This is a genomic window from Putridiphycobacter roseus (genome assembly GCF_003234935.1).
In the GTDB taxonomy this organism is placed as follows: Bacteria; Bacteroidota; Bacteroidia; order Flavobacteriales_D; family Crocinitomicaceae; genus Putridiphycobacter; species Putridiphycobacter roseus.
The window spans coordinates 44,819-60,274 of the sequence record NZ_QKSB01000012.1 but is presented as its reverse complement, the minus strand read 5'-3'; the positions used below and the strand labels follow the sequence as shown (position 1 = coordinate 60,274).

The 15,456-nt window shown below is 32.8% G+C and carries 14 protein-coding genes and 2 tRNA genes; 7 read left to right on the top strand and 9 right to left on the bottom strand.

Going from position 1 to position 15,456, the window contains the following annotated elements; genetic code table 11:
- The first annotated feature begins 8 nt into the window (after positions 1-8).
- The 4 genes from DNU06_RS14915 (at position 9) to DNU06_RS14900 (ending at position 5,690) form a co-directional block, all read left to right on the top strand.
- Positions 9-1,874, top strand: coding sequence for a proton-conducting transporter transmembrane domain-containing protein (locus DNU06_RS14915; protein ID WP_111064294.1), 1,866 nt, complete (start codon positions 9-11; stop codon positions 1,872-1,874).
- Between the two features lie 60 nt (positions 1,875-1,934).
- Positions 1,935-3,515, top strand: coding sequence for a SulP family inorganic anion transporter (locus DNU06_RS14910; RefSeq protein WP_111064293.1), 1,581 nt, complete (start codon positions 1,935-1,937; stop codon positions 3,513-3,515).
- A gap of 224 nt (positions 3,516-3,739) precedes the next feature.
- Entirely contained in the window at positions 3,740-4,957 is a 1,218-nt protein-coding gene (locus DNU06_RS14905; RefSeq protein WP_111064292.1) for an NADP-dependent isocitrate dehydrogenase, read from the top strand.
- A gap of 196 nt (positions 4,958-5,153) precedes the next feature.
- A complete protein-coding gene (locus DNU06_RS14900; RefSeq protein WP_111064291.1) occupies positions 5,154-5,690 on the top strand; it encodes a DinB family protein in 537 nt (178 codons plus the stop codon).
- Positions 5,691-5,701: 11 nt separating this feature from the next.
- Here the strand turns inward: DNU06_RS14900 and DNU06_RS14895 are convergent, their stop codons facing one another.
- Together DNU06_RS14895 and DNU06_RS14890 are read right to left on the bottom strand one after the other, a co-directional pair.
- Complete coding sequence (locus DNU06_RS14895; protein ID WP_111064290.1) at positions 5,702-6,310, bottom strand: hypothetical protein; 609 nt, start codon at positions 6,308-6,310, stop codon at positions 5,702-5,704.
- 151 nt (positions 6,311-6,461) lie between these two features.
- Positions 6,462-7,331, bottom strand: a complete 870-nt coding sequence (locus DNU06_RS14890; protein ID WP_111064289.1) for a YitT family protein — start codon at positions 7,329-7,331, stop codon at positions 6,462-6,464.
- Between the two features lie 195 nt (positions 7,332-7,526).
- Between DNU06_RS14890 and DNU06_RS14885 the strand changes: the two genes are divergently transcribed.
- Positions 7,527-8,234, top strand: coding sequence for a hypothetical protein (locus DNU06_RS14885; protein ID WP_111064288.1), 708 nt, complete (start codon positions 7,527-7,529; stop codon positions 8,232-8,234).
- Between the two features lie 209 nt (positions 8,235-8,443).
- Here DNU06_RS14885 and DNU06_RS14880 read toward each other — a convergent pair whose 3' ends face one another.
- The 7 genes from DNU06_RS14880 to DNU06_RS14850 form a co-directional block, all read right to left on the bottom strand.
- Positions 8,444-9,079, bottom strand: a complete 636-nt coding sequence (locus DNU06_RS14880) for a flavin reductase family protein (RefSeq protein ID WP_111064287.1) — start codon at positions 9,077-9,079, stop codon at positions 8,444-8,446.
- Positions 9,080-9,113: 34 nt separating this feature from the next.
- On the bottom strand, positions 9,114-9,401 hold the full coding sequence (locus DNU06_RS14875) for a TIGR03643 family protein (protein WP_111064286.1): 288 nt from the start codon (positions 9,399-9,401) through the stop codon (positions 9,114-9,116).
- Between the two features lie 6 nt (positions 9,402-9,407).
- A complete protein-coding gene (locus tag DNU06_RS14870; protein WP_111064285.1) occupies positions 9,408-9,809 on the bottom strand; it encodes a DUF2452 domain-containing protein in 402 nt (133 codons plus the stop codon).
- A gap of 7 nt (positions 9,810-9,816) precedes the next feature.
- Complete coding sequence (locus tag DNU06_RS14865; RefSeq protein WP_111064284.1) at positions 9,817-9,981, bottom strand: Lacal_2735 family protein; 165 nt, start codon at positions 9,979-9,981, stop codon at positions 9,817-9,819.
- Positions 9,982-10,674: 693 nt separating this feature from the next.
- On the bottom strand, positions 10,675-11,157 hold the full coding sequence (locus DNU06_RS14860) for a hypothetical protein (protein ID WP_111064283.1): 483 nt from the start codon (positions 11,155-11,157) through the stop codon (positions 10,675-10,677).
- Between the two features lie 970 nt (positions 11,158-12,127).
- Positions 12,128-12,212 (bottom strand) — tRNA-Ser (locus tag DNU06_RS14855).
- A 458-nt stretch (positions 12,213-12,670) separates the two neighbouring features.
- Positions 12,671-12,755 (bottom strand) — tRNA-Ser (locus DNU06_RS14850).
- Between the two features lie 156 nt (positions 12,756-12,911).
- On the opposite strand from DNU06_RS14850, the gene DNU06_RS14845 reads away from it, so the two are divergent.
- Together DNU06_RS14845 and DNU06_RS14840 are read left to right on the top strand one after the other, a co-directional pair.
- Positions 12,912-14,327 (top strand): GWxTD domain-containing protein, encoded by a 1,416-nt coding sequence (locus tag DNU06_RS14845; RefSeq protein ID WP_111064282.1) that lies wholly within the window; start codon positions 12,912-12,914, stop codon positions 14,325-14,327.
- 28 nt (positions 14,328-14,355) lie between these two features.
- Positions 14,356-15,381 carry a glycosyltransferase family 2 protein gene (locus tag DNU06_RS14840; RefSeq protein ID WP_111064281.1) on the top strand — a complete coding sequence of 342 codons (1,026 nt, stop codon included), beginning with the start codon at positions 14,356-14,358 and terminating at the stop codon, positions 15,379-15,381.
- Positions 15,382-15,456: the final 75 nt, after the last annotated feature.

Below are 15,456 nucleotides of genomic sequence, written 5' to 3'. Positions count from 1 at the left end.
CCGTTAGAATGGAAACTATATTACCTATATTTCTAATTATCCCTTTTTTGGGTTTTTTAGTCAGTTTGATGATACCAAGTAAAAACGAAAACGGTATCTTTTTATCTATGGCCATACCTGCTGGTGTCCAAGTGCTATTCGGTATTGGATTTACTTTGTACTGGGTATTCCAACAGCACGATTCTTTAAATATCAAGGAAATTACCCTGTACAGTAATGGACATTATCATTTTTTTATCGATTTGTTGTTCGATAAAGTCACCGCAACTTATTTAATCATGTCTAGCACACTTACCTTTATGATAGCCATGTTTAGTAGAGGTTATATGCATAAAGATAGCGGATATAAGCGCTACTTTAATACCATGATTTTGTATTTTTTTGGGGTGCAAGTGATTATTTTTTCTGGAAATTTTGAAACTATGTTTATCGGTTGGGAGATTTTAGGTCTGTCTTCTTTTCTTTTGATTGCTTATTATCGCGACCGTTACTTGCCGGTAAGAAATGGATTCAAAGTATTTTCTATGTATCGAGTAGCGGATATTGGAATTTTATTGGCCATGTGGTTTATGCACCATTTGTTTCATGAAAATGTGACTTTTATTAAATTAGAGAATGTAGCCTTTGTACAATCGCATATTGCGGAAAATATGGGAGTAGCAATACTGGTCTCTTTTGCCATTATTTTAGCAGCTAGTGTAAAGTCTGCACAATTTCCATTTTCCTCTTGGCTACCAAGAGCAATGGAAGGTCCAACACCATCCAGTTCTATTTTTTATGGCTCCATTGCGGTGCATATAGGGGTGTATTTAATGTTGAGAACTTATCCTTTTTGGCACCACATTTTATTTGTACAAGTCAACATTATTCTCTTGGGACTAATCACGGCAATTGTTTCAACCAGTATTGCGAGAGTACAATTTTCAATTAAGGGACAAATAGCTTATTCTTCCTTGGCCCAAATTGGTATCATGATGGTAGAAGTTGCTCTTGGGTTTGAAACCTTGGCACTGTTTCATTTAACTGGAAATGCCTTTTTAAGATCTTATCAACTATTAATCAGTCCTTCTATTGTGACTTATAAATTAAGAGATCAATTTTTTAATTACAAAGGAGCCGAAGATAAAACAATGAATAATTGGCAATCTAAACTTTATAATACCTTGTATGTTTTATCCTTAAAGGAGTTTTATATGGATAATTATATTTATAAATACTTGTGGTTTCCGGTAAAAAAAATAGGCGGTAACTTATCCAAACTAAATACTAAGACAGCCATAGGTATATTTATCGTTATCAGTGTTTTTTCTGGTTATTTATTCCTTTTTTATGATGTTGAGCAATTAATGTTCGACCAGTATTTGCCGAATGTATTTGGCTTATTGGCATTGGCTTTTGTGTTAAGGGCATTTACTATTCGAAAACATCCTTATGGCGCTTGGATTTTATTGGTGCTGAACCATTTTTTAATTGCTTTTGCAGTTTCATTTAATGCGCATTTCGATTTCTTTGAAATCGAACTTTACCTCTCTGGCGTGGCTATAGCAGGAGTGCTAGGGATAGCAGTGATGTATTTATTATCGAAACAAGAAAAATATAGTTTGGATGATTACTATGGACATGCGATTGAACACAAATACAAGGCAATTTTATTTTTATTGAGTGCCATTGCTTTAGGTGGGTTTCCAATCACCACTACTTTTTTAGGAGAGGATTTAATTTTTTCTCATGTGCAATTAAATCAACCATTTTTAATGGGACTATTGGCCATAAATTATGTGGTGTCTGGTATTGCCATCATGAGAATTTATGCAAGAATTTTCTTAGGACCAAATCATAAATGGTATCGCCCAGAAGCAAGAAGGTCAGCATAAACCTTATCGTAATTTAAAAAAAACATACAAAAATACACACTAATAAAACACACAAAAAAAATGAATACAATTGAAAAACCAAAAATGGGCCTTCAGGGCTTAAAAGCCCATTTTCTGACAGACCTAACCTCAGGTTTTTTAGTCTTTTTACTCGCATTACCACTTAGTTTAGGTATTGCTAAAGCCAGCGGATTTCCAGCAGCAATGGGGGTATTAACAGCTATCATTGGTGGGTTGTTTACTGTCTTTTTTAAAGTGTCTGAATTAAGTATCAAAGGTCCTGCAGCCGGACTAATCACCATATCTGCAGCGGCAGTACTTGAATTTGGTGGTGGAACACATGGTTGGCAAATTGTTTGTGCCTTGATCGTTGTCATGGCTTTTCTGCAAATCATAATGGGATTGTTAAAACTAGGCTCCTTGAGTGATTTCTTTCCCCATTCTGCAGTACATGGTATGTTAGCAGCCATAGGTATAATCATCATTGCCAAACAAATTCCAGTGCTTTTAGGAGATGATCCAACATTGTATAAAGGAGAAGGACCAATAGCGCTATTACTGGACATTCCAAAATTTGTGCTGCATTCCCATTGGCATATCGCAGTAATAGGAGTTGTGGGACTTATAATTATGTTTGTTATGCCCAGGTTTAAAGTTAAGTTTATAAATAAAATTCCTGCACCCATGTTGGTGCTTTTGGTAGCAGTTCCGCTAACTATAATTTGGCATTTCAAACAAACAGAACCAGAATATTCCCTAGTTGCTATTGGCGATTTTTGGGGCAGTTTAGCAATCAATGCGGACTTTTCAGAAATAGCAACTTTTGCTTTTTGGAAATATGTTATTATGTTTTTATTTGTAAGTACTTTAGAATCATTACTCACTGTAAAAGCAATTGACAGTTTAGACCCCTATAAACGACAATCTAATTATAATGGAGACCTAATAGGGCAAGGAGCAGGAAATGTTATTTCTGGATTATTTGGTGGTCTGCCAATGATTTCTGAGGTAGTGCGTAGTTCCGCTAATATTGGTTTTGGAGCTAAAACAAAATGGTCTAATTTTTTTCAAGGTGTTTTTCTGCTTTTGGCTATGATTTTTATTATTCCTTTAATTGAATTAATTCCCAATGCTGCATTAGCTGCTATGTTAATTTATGCGGGATATAGATTGGCGGCACCTAGAGAATTTATCCATACCTATAAAGTAGGAAAAGAGCAGTTGGTGATTTTTCTTATTACAGTTATTGTCACGCTTGCAGAAGATTTATTATTGGGGATTTTAGCTGGAATTTTAGTCAAATTTATTTTCCATTTAGCAAATGGTGTGAGTTTTTCAAATTTATTTTCCGCTCGGGGAGAAATAATAGACGTAGATGGTACCAGTACATTAGTGGTGGAAGATGCCGCAGTGTTTTCTAATCTAATTTCATTTAAGAAAAAACTTTCCACTATCCCCGATCAAAATAATGTAGTTATCGATTTTGAAAAATCGAAATTAGTCGATCATTCCTTTATGTCCTTTATTCATAACTATCAAAATGAAAAAAGAGAAATGGGCATAACTTGTGAGATTATAGGACTGGAAAATCACAAACCCTTTTCTAGTCATCCACTTGCTACACATAAATTAAATAAATGAGAATGTCAGGTGTAGTGTTGCGTTGGCATGGTGTTGGTTAAGTGGTTTTTATAGTAACTAGTAGACCAAGGTCTAAATTTTAACATTAAATTTTGATAACGTTAAAATCTTAAAGGAATAAGTGGGGTATTTCATTTGATTTTCATGTACTTTTTATAAATTTGATAAGATATCTCAAAGGTGGACTATCTATTTCGCTTCACATTTGGTAAATAAAAATTATTATGAATCAAAATATTACTATTCCTTTTATTGAAGGAGATGGAATTGGACCAGAAATATGGGCCGTTACTAAACAGATAATTGACAAAGCAGTTGCTGTATCTTATGAAGGGAAAAATAAAATAGAATGGGTAGAAATTCTTGCGGGAATGAATGCAATAGAAAAGACGGGCCTTCCTTTACCTGATGAAACGATAGCGGAGATAAAAAAACATAAAATTGCCATTAAGGGGCCGCTAACCACTCCTGTTGGAGAAGGTTTTAAATCTATCAATGTGCAATTGCGACAAATTTTAGATTTGTATGCCTGCGTGCGTCCAATGGGATATATTAAAGGCGTAAAGTCAGAATTGAAACATCCTGAAAAAATAAATATGACTGTATTTCGGGAAAATACCGAAGATTTGTATGGTGGTATCGAATTTAAGATGAATTCAAAAGAAGTACATGAAATTTTAGATATCGTCAAAAATTCGAACAGTAAAGGGTATGTTCATTTTCCTGATACGACTGCTATTGCATTGAAAATAGTATCCAAACAAGCCTCTGAACGTTTAATCAGATCTGCTATAAATTATGCCATTGCGCATAAACTACCCTCTGTTACCATTGTACATAAAGGTAATATTTTGAAATTTACAGAAGGTGGATTTCGTAATTGGGGGTATGCATTAGCCAAGGAAGAATTTCCAGACCAGACTTATACTTGGGATACGAAAGATAGCGTAGATACGAGCAATCGAATTTTAATCCAAGACCGAATAGCAGATGCCTTTTTTCAAGATATTATATTAAATCCGCAGAAACATGCAGTAGTGGCTTCCACAAACTTAAATGGAGATTATATCTCGGATGCGATTGCTGGTTGTATTGGTGGTATAGGTATTTCCCCTGGGGCAAATATTAATTATAAAACGGGTATGGCCATTTTTGAAGCAACTCATGGCAGTGCGCCTGATATAGCAGGAAAAGACATTGCTAATCCACTTTCCTTAATTTTTTCTGGCGTGATGATGTTGCACCATATTGGTTGGACTGCTGCGGCTAATTTAATAGATGCTGCAGCTAAACAATTAATCTTAAAAGGAAAAGTGACTGGTGATTTATCAATTACAAAAGCAGCTTTGTCCTGTTCTGAATTTGGTAAAGCGTTGATTGAAGAAATGACATCCGCTAATAAAATAAACGCATTATCTGATTTAAAAGATATGGCGAATTAATTTTTTTGTCTTGTTGACTGCCTTTCATGTTATTTTTTTTTAACCTTTGCCGTCATGTTTTTAGCGTGGAGTAAAGTTTGAAGCATAACCAATGACCAATGATGGAACGTATTTTAATTAGTACTTCAGTCTATTGTTCTGGTTAAGACTTTTATGGAAATGATATTTCATGGTAACTTTTAGACGGATATTAATTATGGATAATTGGACGGAAAAATTAGATAAGAATACGAATGACTTTATCCAGCATATTGCTGCTTTAAATTCGGTTGAACTAAACTGGCAACCGAATTTACAAACGTGGAGTGTTACACAAAATTTGTCACACCTCATAAACTTTAACCGTTCTTATTTCCCCATTTTTAATCAAATTAAGGCAGGGAAATACCAAACACCATGGCTAGGTAAATTTGGGTTTATGGTCCGTTTTATGGGAAAAACTATTTTAAAGTCGGTACAATTAGACAGCAAGAAAAAGTTAAAAACTTTTCCAATTTGGGAACCAAATACAGAGGAAGGAATTAGTAGTCTCAAAAAATTTCAAAATCATCAAAATAAATTAAAAGAAATGATTTTAGAAATGCAAAACTTTGGGGATGTCGTACTGGCTTCTCCTTCCAATAAAAATATTGTATACACCTTGAATAAAGCGATTGAGATTATTTTAGCACATGAAGAACGACATTTAAAGCAGATCAAAGGGGTGATTTCAAATTTAGAGGAAAAAGCTTGATAATAAGTTTTTTACAACTTAAATATATCAATTATTTGGCAGTCATACCCATATGTTAATGTTGATTTACCAGTAAGTGTATATTCTCCAGACGAAGAAGAACCGTGAATAAGATAATCGTAAGTACCAGGCTTTAAATGATCGAAAGTGACAGCATTTAAATTGTTTTTACTTTCACAGTTTGGCGCAAGTTCATGCACAGCTACTTCTTTACTCACGTCCCCAATGGTAATGACGCATATTTCATCTGATGCCGATAGAATTGGCGCAGAAAGATAAAACAAAAATTTAGCTTCCTCTGCTTCCACAATATCTACTGTTTTACTTCCTTTCTTCCAATTATCAGTAGTATTTAAACTATTTACCGGTAAAATAGAAATGGTAAAACTACCAACGGGTGTATTTTCAGGTAAAGTGTAAGTAGGGTTTATTTCTATTATTTCTACACCTCCAAAGTCCCACTTATAAAATTTTGAAGACTTTTCAGTGGTATTAGAAACTGTAATTATTTCTCCTTGCTTATATGTCGTTTTATCCGTGATGAATTCACCATTTTTTTTACAGCTTATCAATAAAAGGCAAATTATTAGTGTCGTAAATAAAAATTGTTTTTTCTGCATAAATTATATTTAATGGACAGTGTAAATATACACATAATTAATATACAACTTATTAACGGTTTTATAGAACAGTAAAAAAAGAGTTGATGCTTTAGTTTTCTTTCGTGTAAAGCCCCCTGGTTTTTATATGAGGAGGGAAAGAGGGGAGCGGTTAATGTTGAAATCCACGCTTTTTAATCATGCCTCCTTTTAAATCTTTTACACTGGTCATTACAATAAATGCTTCCGGATCGACACTGAGAATTTCATTCTTTAATTTAGTTATTTCAAGTCGGGTAACTACAGTATAAAGTATCTTTACATCCGTCAATGCTTTTGAAGAGACATCATATCCTTTTTGACCTTCATAAACGGTAACACCACGCCCAAAATTACTGATAATTGTTTCTCTAATCTCTTGACTTTCCATGGAGACTATGGTTACGCCAATATATTCTTCTACACCCTCAATAAAAAAGTCGACTGTTTTAGAGGCTGCTAAGTAGGTTAACATGGCATAAAGTGCCGTTTCAATAGATAATAAATAGGTAGCTGTGGCAAATATTATAATGTTAAATACCATGATTAAATCACCAATGGTAGCACCTGTTTTTCTCCCTAAAAATATTGCCAAGACCTCAGTCCCATCTAAAACAGCACCACCTCTCATGGCTAATCCAATACCTGCTCCTAAAAAGAAACCTCCAAAAACACTTACCAATAATTTGTCTTCTGTAATACTAGGAAATTCTAAATAGTGAATAACCAAAGCAAGTCCTATTATGGCAACCAGACTTTTTAAAGCAAAACTTCTTCCAAATTGACGGTATCCCAGGGCTATAAAAGGAGTGTTAATTATTAATATTAAATATTCTAATGAAATACCGGTTACATTTTGTACCAGTAAAGATATACCAGTTACGCCACCATCAATAAATGAATTTGGTAATAAAAACCCTTTTAGCCCAAAGCCAGCACAAAATATTCCAATTATTATTAGCGTGAGGTTCTTCAGTGTTTTTTCCTTGATTTTTTGAGGCATAGTGTTCTAATGGTGACTAAAGTACGAATATAATATAGATATTATTTTGGAACTGTATTTATTTCATAAAATCTATCCCTTTCTAAGCAATAGATGCCTTCATTTAGGGATAAAAAGTTGGATTAGTTTTGATTCTTATAATTTTCTTGATTTATTATAACTATTTTATGACCTTTAAAAATGAATAACTGATTTATGGATAAATTACCGCTGAAAAAAGAACGGCGACGACGCTATGTTTTGGAATTCCTGTCCATATTCATTGCTGTTATCTCTGCTTTTGCATTGAATAATTGGAATGATTATAGAAAAAATGTACATGCAGAATCAAAAATTTTAAGAGAGATTAATAATGGTTTGAGTAAGGATTTACAAGATTTAAAGCTTAATGTCAAGGGGCATCAAGTTGGCTTACGTGCTTGTAAAGTGTGGAACCAAATATTGGTTAAAGGGACCTATACAGGAGATTCTATTCAAGAGCATTATTTAAATTTAACCAGAGACTTTATAAATGTCCAGAATGTTGCAGGTTATTCCACCTTAAAATCGAAGGGATTAGAAGTAGTCCGTAATGACAAATTAAGGCAAGAAATAATCTCACTGTATGAATACGATTATAATACCCTTCGTAAATTAGAAGAGGAGTATGAGGAAATGCAATTCCAAAAAAGCTATTTCAACACCATCAATTCAATGCTGGCCCCACAATTAAAATTTAATAATGCAGGTAGGATAATTAGTATTCAGCAGCCTTTCAGTATTTCAGTTGGTGACCATCAAATAATGAGATCCATTTTATTGAAAATTTATTCTAATCGACTTTTTATACTACAATATTACCAGCAATTAGAATATCGTTTAAAACATTTACAAAACAGTATACAATTCGAGTTGGGTATTTAAAGGTACCAGCTAAGTGTGGTTATTTAATTGAATCTAACAATTGCATTTTTAGCTTTTGCATGGAGCTCGATTTAATTGGGGGTGTTTCTGCTGCGATTTTGTCACCTAATTTATTGCTTTAAAGGAGTGGGGGAGAAATATTTTTTCATCATTTCAATAGCCGAAAAGAAGTTAGATGTTTTGTGTAAATTAGAAACGCAGGAGAATGGTTAATGGGTTTCGAAATTTGGAATTTCTTTTTCTCTAGCATAAGGGTAAGAGGCTACCTTTTTTAAAGAATAATAACTGTTCAAACCTGAAATTCCAATACTATTGGCAACTTCTAAGTTAATATCATTGTCTACCATGGAATCGTCAGGTAATATCAAGTGTTCAATTTCTCCAATGATTAATATGGAATTATTGGATTTAATATGGATTGATTCCTTTAGTTTCATCCCCATTTTAAAAGTACTTTCTTTAACAAAAGGGGCTTGAAAGTCTGTGATAAATTCTTCGGATAGGTTACAACGATCAAATTCTGAAATAGATTCCTCAAACTTTGCTGAAGTGTAATGTGCATTTTTAATAAAAGAAGACTGAACATGGTTGATGGTGTAAAGCTCGTTTTCCATGATGTTATTGTACGTGTTCCTTGGAACATCAGCGGTCGGTCTCATCATAAAACCTAATAAGGCAGGATCGCTGCCAATATGGACAACAGAACTAAATATGGCTAAGTTAGTCTGCGCTTTTTTATTGATTGTACCAATTAAATTTGCCGATTTTATGCCTGAAACAGCATTGATTATTTTTAGTCTTTTGACACGGTCTAATGCCTCTATTTCCTTTTTGCTAATGTGCATTTGTACTGGTTTAGTGCTTGCTGATTAAAAGAAATTATCTTTTACTAATCTTGTTATTACTTATCGATTTTTGACGGGTGCATTTAAAACGATCAATGGATTGCAACCTCTTCCTTAAATGTTTTTGACTATTGCCACTATTTACCCTTTTTCTCCAACGTTTAAAACTACCTGTTTTTAAGTTGGAACGCATGAGGTAAATGACGTCTTTTTCTGCCAATTTGAATTGAAACAGTATCGCTTCAAATGGTGTACGGTCTTCCCAAGCCATTTCTATAACACGGTCCAATTCCTCAATACTTAGTTTAAAATTTGTTTTCATTTACCGTTACACTTTTTCCCAAATTTGGTCTGCGTTCAAATAAAAACTTCCTAGCGAAGTAAATTTGCATTCATGTGGGGCTATAAGAGATAAAAAATTTTCTCCATTTTCTCTTTGGTATAGATGATAGGTCTCCCCAATAATAGGCTCAAAATTAAAAATAGCTTTAAAAATAAGATTGTTGTACTCAAATTCAGCCATCATTTCTTGATAAGCATTTTGTAATTCTAAATACCTTGTAGCCACCTTATGGTTCACTTTATTAATGCTTCTGTTTTTCCAGACTTGGGTATCCGTTGTCGTAATTACTGGTGCCCCAACATTTGTTGGGTACGGCTTTAATGACGCGTCGTATTGATTGGTCTTTGTATTAAAAACAACATTGTCTGGCCTTTTTTCTTCCTGCATAAATTCCTTAAATTAATTCTTCTATCTTTTTCATTACTTCATTGGCTTCTTGCACCTTTTCATCACTTCGTTGCCTATTAACAGTGGATAATTGATGTGCTTCATTTAGCAAGTTTTTAAATTTAATTTCCAATTTTTCTTTTTCTGTTTTCTTTTTAAATAATCCGAACATATTTAATTTAGTTTGTACCTAATGATCAATTCCATTTTTATTCTGTGGCTAAAGATACGCAATGTTTAATCATTTATCAAAAAGATTAAACAAAAAGAAGTTTATTGCTTCCTTTTATTTTTTAGAATAGGATGAATTAAAGGCAGTATACAAGATTAAAAACCTTTGTGAGCGTATGTTTTTCAATGTTTTTAGCAGGATAATTAGTGGGTGCTTACTTCTGTTGTTTTTATCGTGGGTTCTTTCCTAATGGTGAAAACATTTAATTGCTACCTATTTTTTCTAAGGATGTTTAAGTTGTTTTTAAGTGATTACTTAAGAGGTTCTCTTTACACCATAAACCCCTTGAACAATGTGGATGGGTTTTCTTTTATGGAGAGAAAATGATAGTTTTCAAATGACATAGTAAATGAACCACAAAAAATATGGATAAATTTTTATGCTAAAAGCGCCAATTATTTTTAATATAATAATTCCGTTATTAGGGGGTAAGTCCTTGTTTAAATTCGGGATATAAGTTGTACTAAAATCAAAAAACACTAACTTAATAAAAAACGTAAACCGAGATAGAAGGCGTATAAAAAATGAAGTATTTGAATGCGCTTTAAGAGCTGTTATATATTACACCATGCAATGAGAATAATGAAAAATTAAAAAGACCTAATGGATATTAATCAGGTCCTTTTATAATTTTTATTGATTAAAACAATACCTGATCGACAATGCACCTGAGTCACCTCTAAAGTAACTTCCGCCATAAAGATTGAATATGGGTTTCCAGTCTAATCCAATGTTTAAGGGGAAAAAGTCTAAAGTGTATTCAATTCCTATAATACCATCTACACCAAAGGTTTTTCCATACCCTGAATTTGTTCCATAATATGAATAATAGATACTGTTATAATAGCCAGCATGTGCGCCAAAACCAAAATACCAATTTAATCTTTCTGTATTAAATGCTTGATTATGAAATTCCAATAGCCCAGTAATATTTATACCGTTATATCGAGTCGTTAATAATCCTTCTACAGCTACTTTATTTGACATAAAATGTTTAGCCGATATACCTTTGTAAAAACCGCCTCTTACACCAACAGCACTTTTATATTCGCCTTGTGATTTAACGGAAAATATAAAAACCATAAACAGCATTACTAATCCAATTCTTTTTTTCATATTATCTATAATTATATTATTTACAATGCAAAGGTGAGTAAAGCGGAGAATAAGATTTATAGGGTAAACCCTGTAATGCGTGAATTAATTCATTTTAATTACTTCGAAATTATTTTTTAGAAGTATTCGTATTTATTCAAATCATAAATACGTTTATTAAAATGCTGGTAAAGCCTATGCTATTGGTAGGGGAGATTACTTCTTCATGAGTGGTCAATGCTAAATTTTCAGTAAAGACATTTTCGCGTAAGTACTGGGTTAAATGAAGCTCTAATTACAGCTATTCTGGTAGCTAAAAAGAAGATTTTGTCAACACTTGGCTTAAAAGAATTGCTGGCGGAGAGTGAGAGATTACTTACGTGATCTCTTTTGTGTTTTCCTTAACAAGCATGAAAACCAATCATTGCTTCGCAATTTTGAGGTTTTGGAGGTCGTAAAGTTGTTTTCTTAGGTTGTTTTTACTCGAGATTACTTACGTGGTTTTTTTTTCGAGTTTGAAAACTTTTCATTGCTGCGCAATTTTTGTTTTCTTAGGTTGTGTTTACTCGAGATTACTTACGTGGTTTTTTTTTCGAGTTTACTTACGTGATCTCTATTGTGTTTTCCTTAACAAGCATGAAAACCAATCATTGCTCCGCAATAGGTTTTTTGTTTTAACTCCATTTTTCAAAAGCTGAGGCTTTTAAAATGGTTTATAAAACAAAAAAACCATCAACAATGTTGATGGGTTTTCTTTTGCGGAGAGTGAGAGATTGAAAACTTTTCATTGCTGCGCAATTTTTGTTTTCTTAGGTTGTGTTTACTCTAGATTACTTACGTGATCTCTTTTGTGTTTTCCTTAACAAGCATGAAAACCAATCATTGCTTCGCAATAGGTTTTTTGTTTTAACTCCATTTTTCAAAAGCTGAGGCTTTTAAAATGGTTTATAAAACAAAAAACCCATCAACAATGTTGATGGGTTTTTTTTTGCGGAGAGTGAGAGATTCGAACTCTCGGTACCTTGCGGTACGCTAGTTTTCAAGACTAGTGCATTCGACCACTCTGCCAACTCTCCGCGGCAAAAGTAGTATTATTTTTTTATTCAACGAATGTTTTCGAAAAAAAAATAAATTTTTCATTGAATTGTATAAAAAACAATGCTTTTTTAGGGGGGAGGGTAGTTTTTTCAGGTGATCTTTTATTGGAAATTGAAAACTTTATATTGCTGCGCAATTTTTGTTTTCTTGAGGTGTTTTACTTGAGATTACTTACGTGGTTTTTTTTCGAGTTTGAAAACTTTATATTGCTGCGCAATTTTTGTTTTCTTAGGTTGTTTTACTCGAGATTACTTACGTTCGTTTTTATTTTGAGTTTACTTACGTGATCTCCTTTGTGTTTTCCTTAACAAGCATGAAAACCAATCATTTCTTCGCAATAGGTTTTTTGTTTTAACTCCATTTTTTAAAAGCTGAGGCTTTTAAAATGGTTTATAAAACAAAAAACCCATCAACAATGTTGATGGGTTTTCTTTTGCGGAGAGTGAGAGATTCGAACTCTCGGTACCTTGCGGTACGCTAGTTTTCAAGACTAGTGCATTCGACCACTCTGCCAACTCTCCGCGCCAAAAGTAGTGTTTATTTTTATTCAGCAAAAGTTTTTGAAAAAAAAAACAAATATTTTTTTCGAAGATTTTATAAAACCAGCATATACAGTAGTTTCAGAAAAAATATTTTTTTTAATCAAACTGATAAACTTTGCTTAAATTTGAAGAATCATGAAAAAATTTATCCTGAGCATTATTATTTATTCAATTTCTTTGGTTGGATTGGCAAAACCAAGAGTGTTTTTTAACTATCATATTTATTATACGGTCGACCATGAACCTTATGTGGAAACGGCTTTACAATTTGCAAGTGGTTCTCTTAAATTTATGGCCAATGAAAATGGTAATCTAGAAGCAAATTTAGAGATTACGCAAGTCTTTATGCAAAATGAAAAAATTATTGCAGTCGATAAATATGTTTTAAAGTCTCCAGAAATGAAAGACTCTATTGTAGATGATTTTTTTGATATGCAAAGATTTAAATTGTCAACAGGTAAATATACTTTTGACTTATCTGTGAAAGACTTAAATAGCGGAGAAATTATTGAAGGTAAATTTGATATTGAAATAGAAAAACAATTAAAATTAAGAGTTGAATGCGCAGATGTAGCCTTCATTCAAGACATTACTAAATCAGATGTTAACGATAAATTCACTAAGAATGGTTACCGAATGATTCCATATTTCACCAATTTTTTTCCACCAGATTATGACAAAATAGTGTATTATTTAGAGCTGTATAATAGTATAGAAAATTTTGATAGTACCATGCAGTATGTGGCAACGTTTAATATTCGCAAGAAAGGAACAACCAATAACCTAGAGAGTTATTTTCAATATAAAAAGTTAAAATCTGCTCCAATAATCCCAATTATTAATGTGTTACCAATTCATGACTTAAAAACAGGAGAGTACGAATTGGTTATGCAAGTATTTAATTCAAAACAAGATACTTTATTGGAAAAAATTACCCCTTTTAAAAGAAGGAGTATTATAGAAATAAAACCAATCGATATTACGAATGTCGATATTGAAAATAATTTTGAAAAAGAATTATCTTCAGACTCGGTATTTTACTTTGTGGCTAGTTTAATGCCAATTTCACCACAATATGAATACGAAAGGATTAGAAAAATGCTCACGGCCAGGGATACTACATACTTAAAACGGTATTTTTATTCTTATTGGGTACAATCCGCACCGGAAAATCCTTTTAGAGGATGGCAAGACTATAAAATACAAGTCCAATATGCCGAAAAATTATTTGGTACACAAATAAGAAAAGGCTTTGAAACTGATAGAGGAAGGATTCATTTGAAATATGGTCCCCCTAACTTTATTACAGATCAAGCAAATGGTACTAGCGCATACCCTTACCAAATATGGCAGTATTATAAAATAGGCCAAAGATCTAACATGCAGTTTATATTTTATAACCCGGATTTAGTGACAAATGATTACCCGTTGCTGCACTCAGATATGCCTGGTGAAATTCAAAATACCAATTGGCGGCAGGAACTTTTAAAAAGAAATACTAAATCAGGCGAATCTATGGATGGAAATAGCGGTATTTATTTCGATAATTAGTATTTTCGCCCCTCATTAATCGGAATCATTGGATACAGCAATTGTCATATTAAACTATAATGGTAAAAAATACTTAAAAGATTTTTTACCTGCTGTAATGGCAAATTCAAATCATGCGAAGGTGTATGTTGCCGATAATCAGTCGACTGATGACTCGGTGGCGTTCTTAAAATCAAATTACCCAGAGGTTACACTTATAATAAACCCATCTAATGGTGGATTTGCTACAGGGTATAATCAAGCACTACAACATGTGCCTGAAAAGTACTATGTTTTATTGAATTCTGACATTGAAGTGACCCCAAACTGGTTAGCTCCTTGTATTGAACTTTTAGCTTCAGATGAAAAAATTGCAGCGGTACAGCCTAAAATATTAAGTTACAAACAAAAAACTCATTTCGAACATGCAGGTGCAGCAGGAGGTTATTTAGATAAAAATTATTACCCATTCTGTAAAGGTCGAATTTTTGAAGTAGTAGAAGAAGATAAAGGTCAGTATGATCAAGAAAGTGAAATTTTTTGGGCAACGGGAGCTTGTATGGTAGTAAAAGCGGAATTGTACCATGAAATGGGTGGCTTAGATGACGATTTTTTTGCCCATATGGAAGAAATTGATTTATGCTGGCGCTTAAAGAAAAGAGGTTATAAGCTAATGTATACGCCAAAATCTTTTGTCTACCATGTAGGTGGTGGGACTTTAGATTACATGAATCCAAAGAAAACGTACCTTAATTTTAGAAATAGTTTGTACATGATTGTCAAAAATCACGAACATCACCTTTTTACAAAAATATTTTACCGATTAATTTTAGACGGCATAGCTGCTATGATGTTTTTAGTCAAATTTCAATTTAAACATTTTGCAGCTGTATTTAAGGCGCACATAAGTTTGTATGCGAATTGGAAAAAATTAATGGCTAAAAGAAAAATAATTAAATCGGAGAGTACTACTTTTAATAAAGCCGGTTTGTATAAAAAAAGTATTGTTACCCAAAAGTTTATAAAAAAAACAAGTGCATTTTCAAAGCTAAATCCAAATGATTTTTACAACTAAAAAAATAGACGTTGATAAATTGTGAAATTTAAAGTCCCGCGAATTGTACCTGTCAAAGAAATTAATATAATTTTG

Bases quoted from the DNA above. Each gene is read 5' to 3' on its own strand.
- DNU06_RS14915 (WP_111064294.1), top strand. From the start codon at position 9: ATGGAAACTATATTACCTATATTTCTAATTATCCCTTTTTTGGGTTTT.
- DNU06_RS14910 (WP_111064293.1), top strand. From the start codon at position 1,935: ATGAATACAATTGAAAAACCAAAAATGGGCCTTCAGGGCTTAAAAGCC.
- DNU06_RS14905 (WP_111064292.1), top strand. From the start codon at position 3,740: ATGAATCAAAATATTACTATTCCTTTTATTGAAGGAGATGGAATTGGA.
- DNU06_RS14900 (WP_111064291.1), top strand. From the start codon at position 5,154: ATGGATAATTGGACGGAAAAATTAGATAAGAATACGAATGACTTTATC.
- DNU06_RS14895 (WP_111064290.1), bottom strand. From the start codon at position 6,310: ATGCAGAAAAAACAATTTTTATTTACGACACTAATAATTTGCCTTTTA.
- DNU06_RS14890 (WP_111064289.1), bottom strand. From the start codon at position 7,331: ATGCCTCAAAAAATCAAGGAAAAAACACTGAAGAACCTCACGCTAATA.
- DNU06_RS14885 (WP_111064288.1), top strand. From the start codon at position 7,527: ATGGATAAATTACCGCTGAAAAAAGAACGGCGACGACGCTATGTTTTG.
- DNU06_RS14880 (WP_111064287.1), bottom strand. From the start codon at position 9,079: ATGCACATTAGCAAAAAGGAAATAGAGGCATTAGACCGTGTCAAAAGA.
- DNU06_RS14875 (WP_111064286.1), bottom strand. From the start codon at position 9,401: ATGAAAACAAATTTTAAACTAAGTATTGAGGAATTGGACCGTGTTATA.
- DNU06_RS14870 (WP_111064285.1), bottom strand. From the start codon at position 9,809: ATGCAGGAAGAAAAAAGGCCAGACAATGTTGTTTTTAATACAAAGACC.
- DNU06_RS14865 (WP_111064284.1), bottom strand. From the start codon at position 9,981: ATGTTCGGATTATTTAAAAAGAAAACAGAAAAAGAAAAATTGGAAATT.
- DNU06_RS14860 (WP_111064283.1), bottom strand. From the start codon at position 11,157: ATGAAAAAAAGAATTGGATTAGTAATGCTGTTTATGGTTTTTATATTT.
- DNU06_RS14845 (WP_111064282.1), top strand. From the start codon at position 12,912: ATGAAAAAATTTATCCTGAGCATTATTATTTATTCAATTTCTTTGGTT.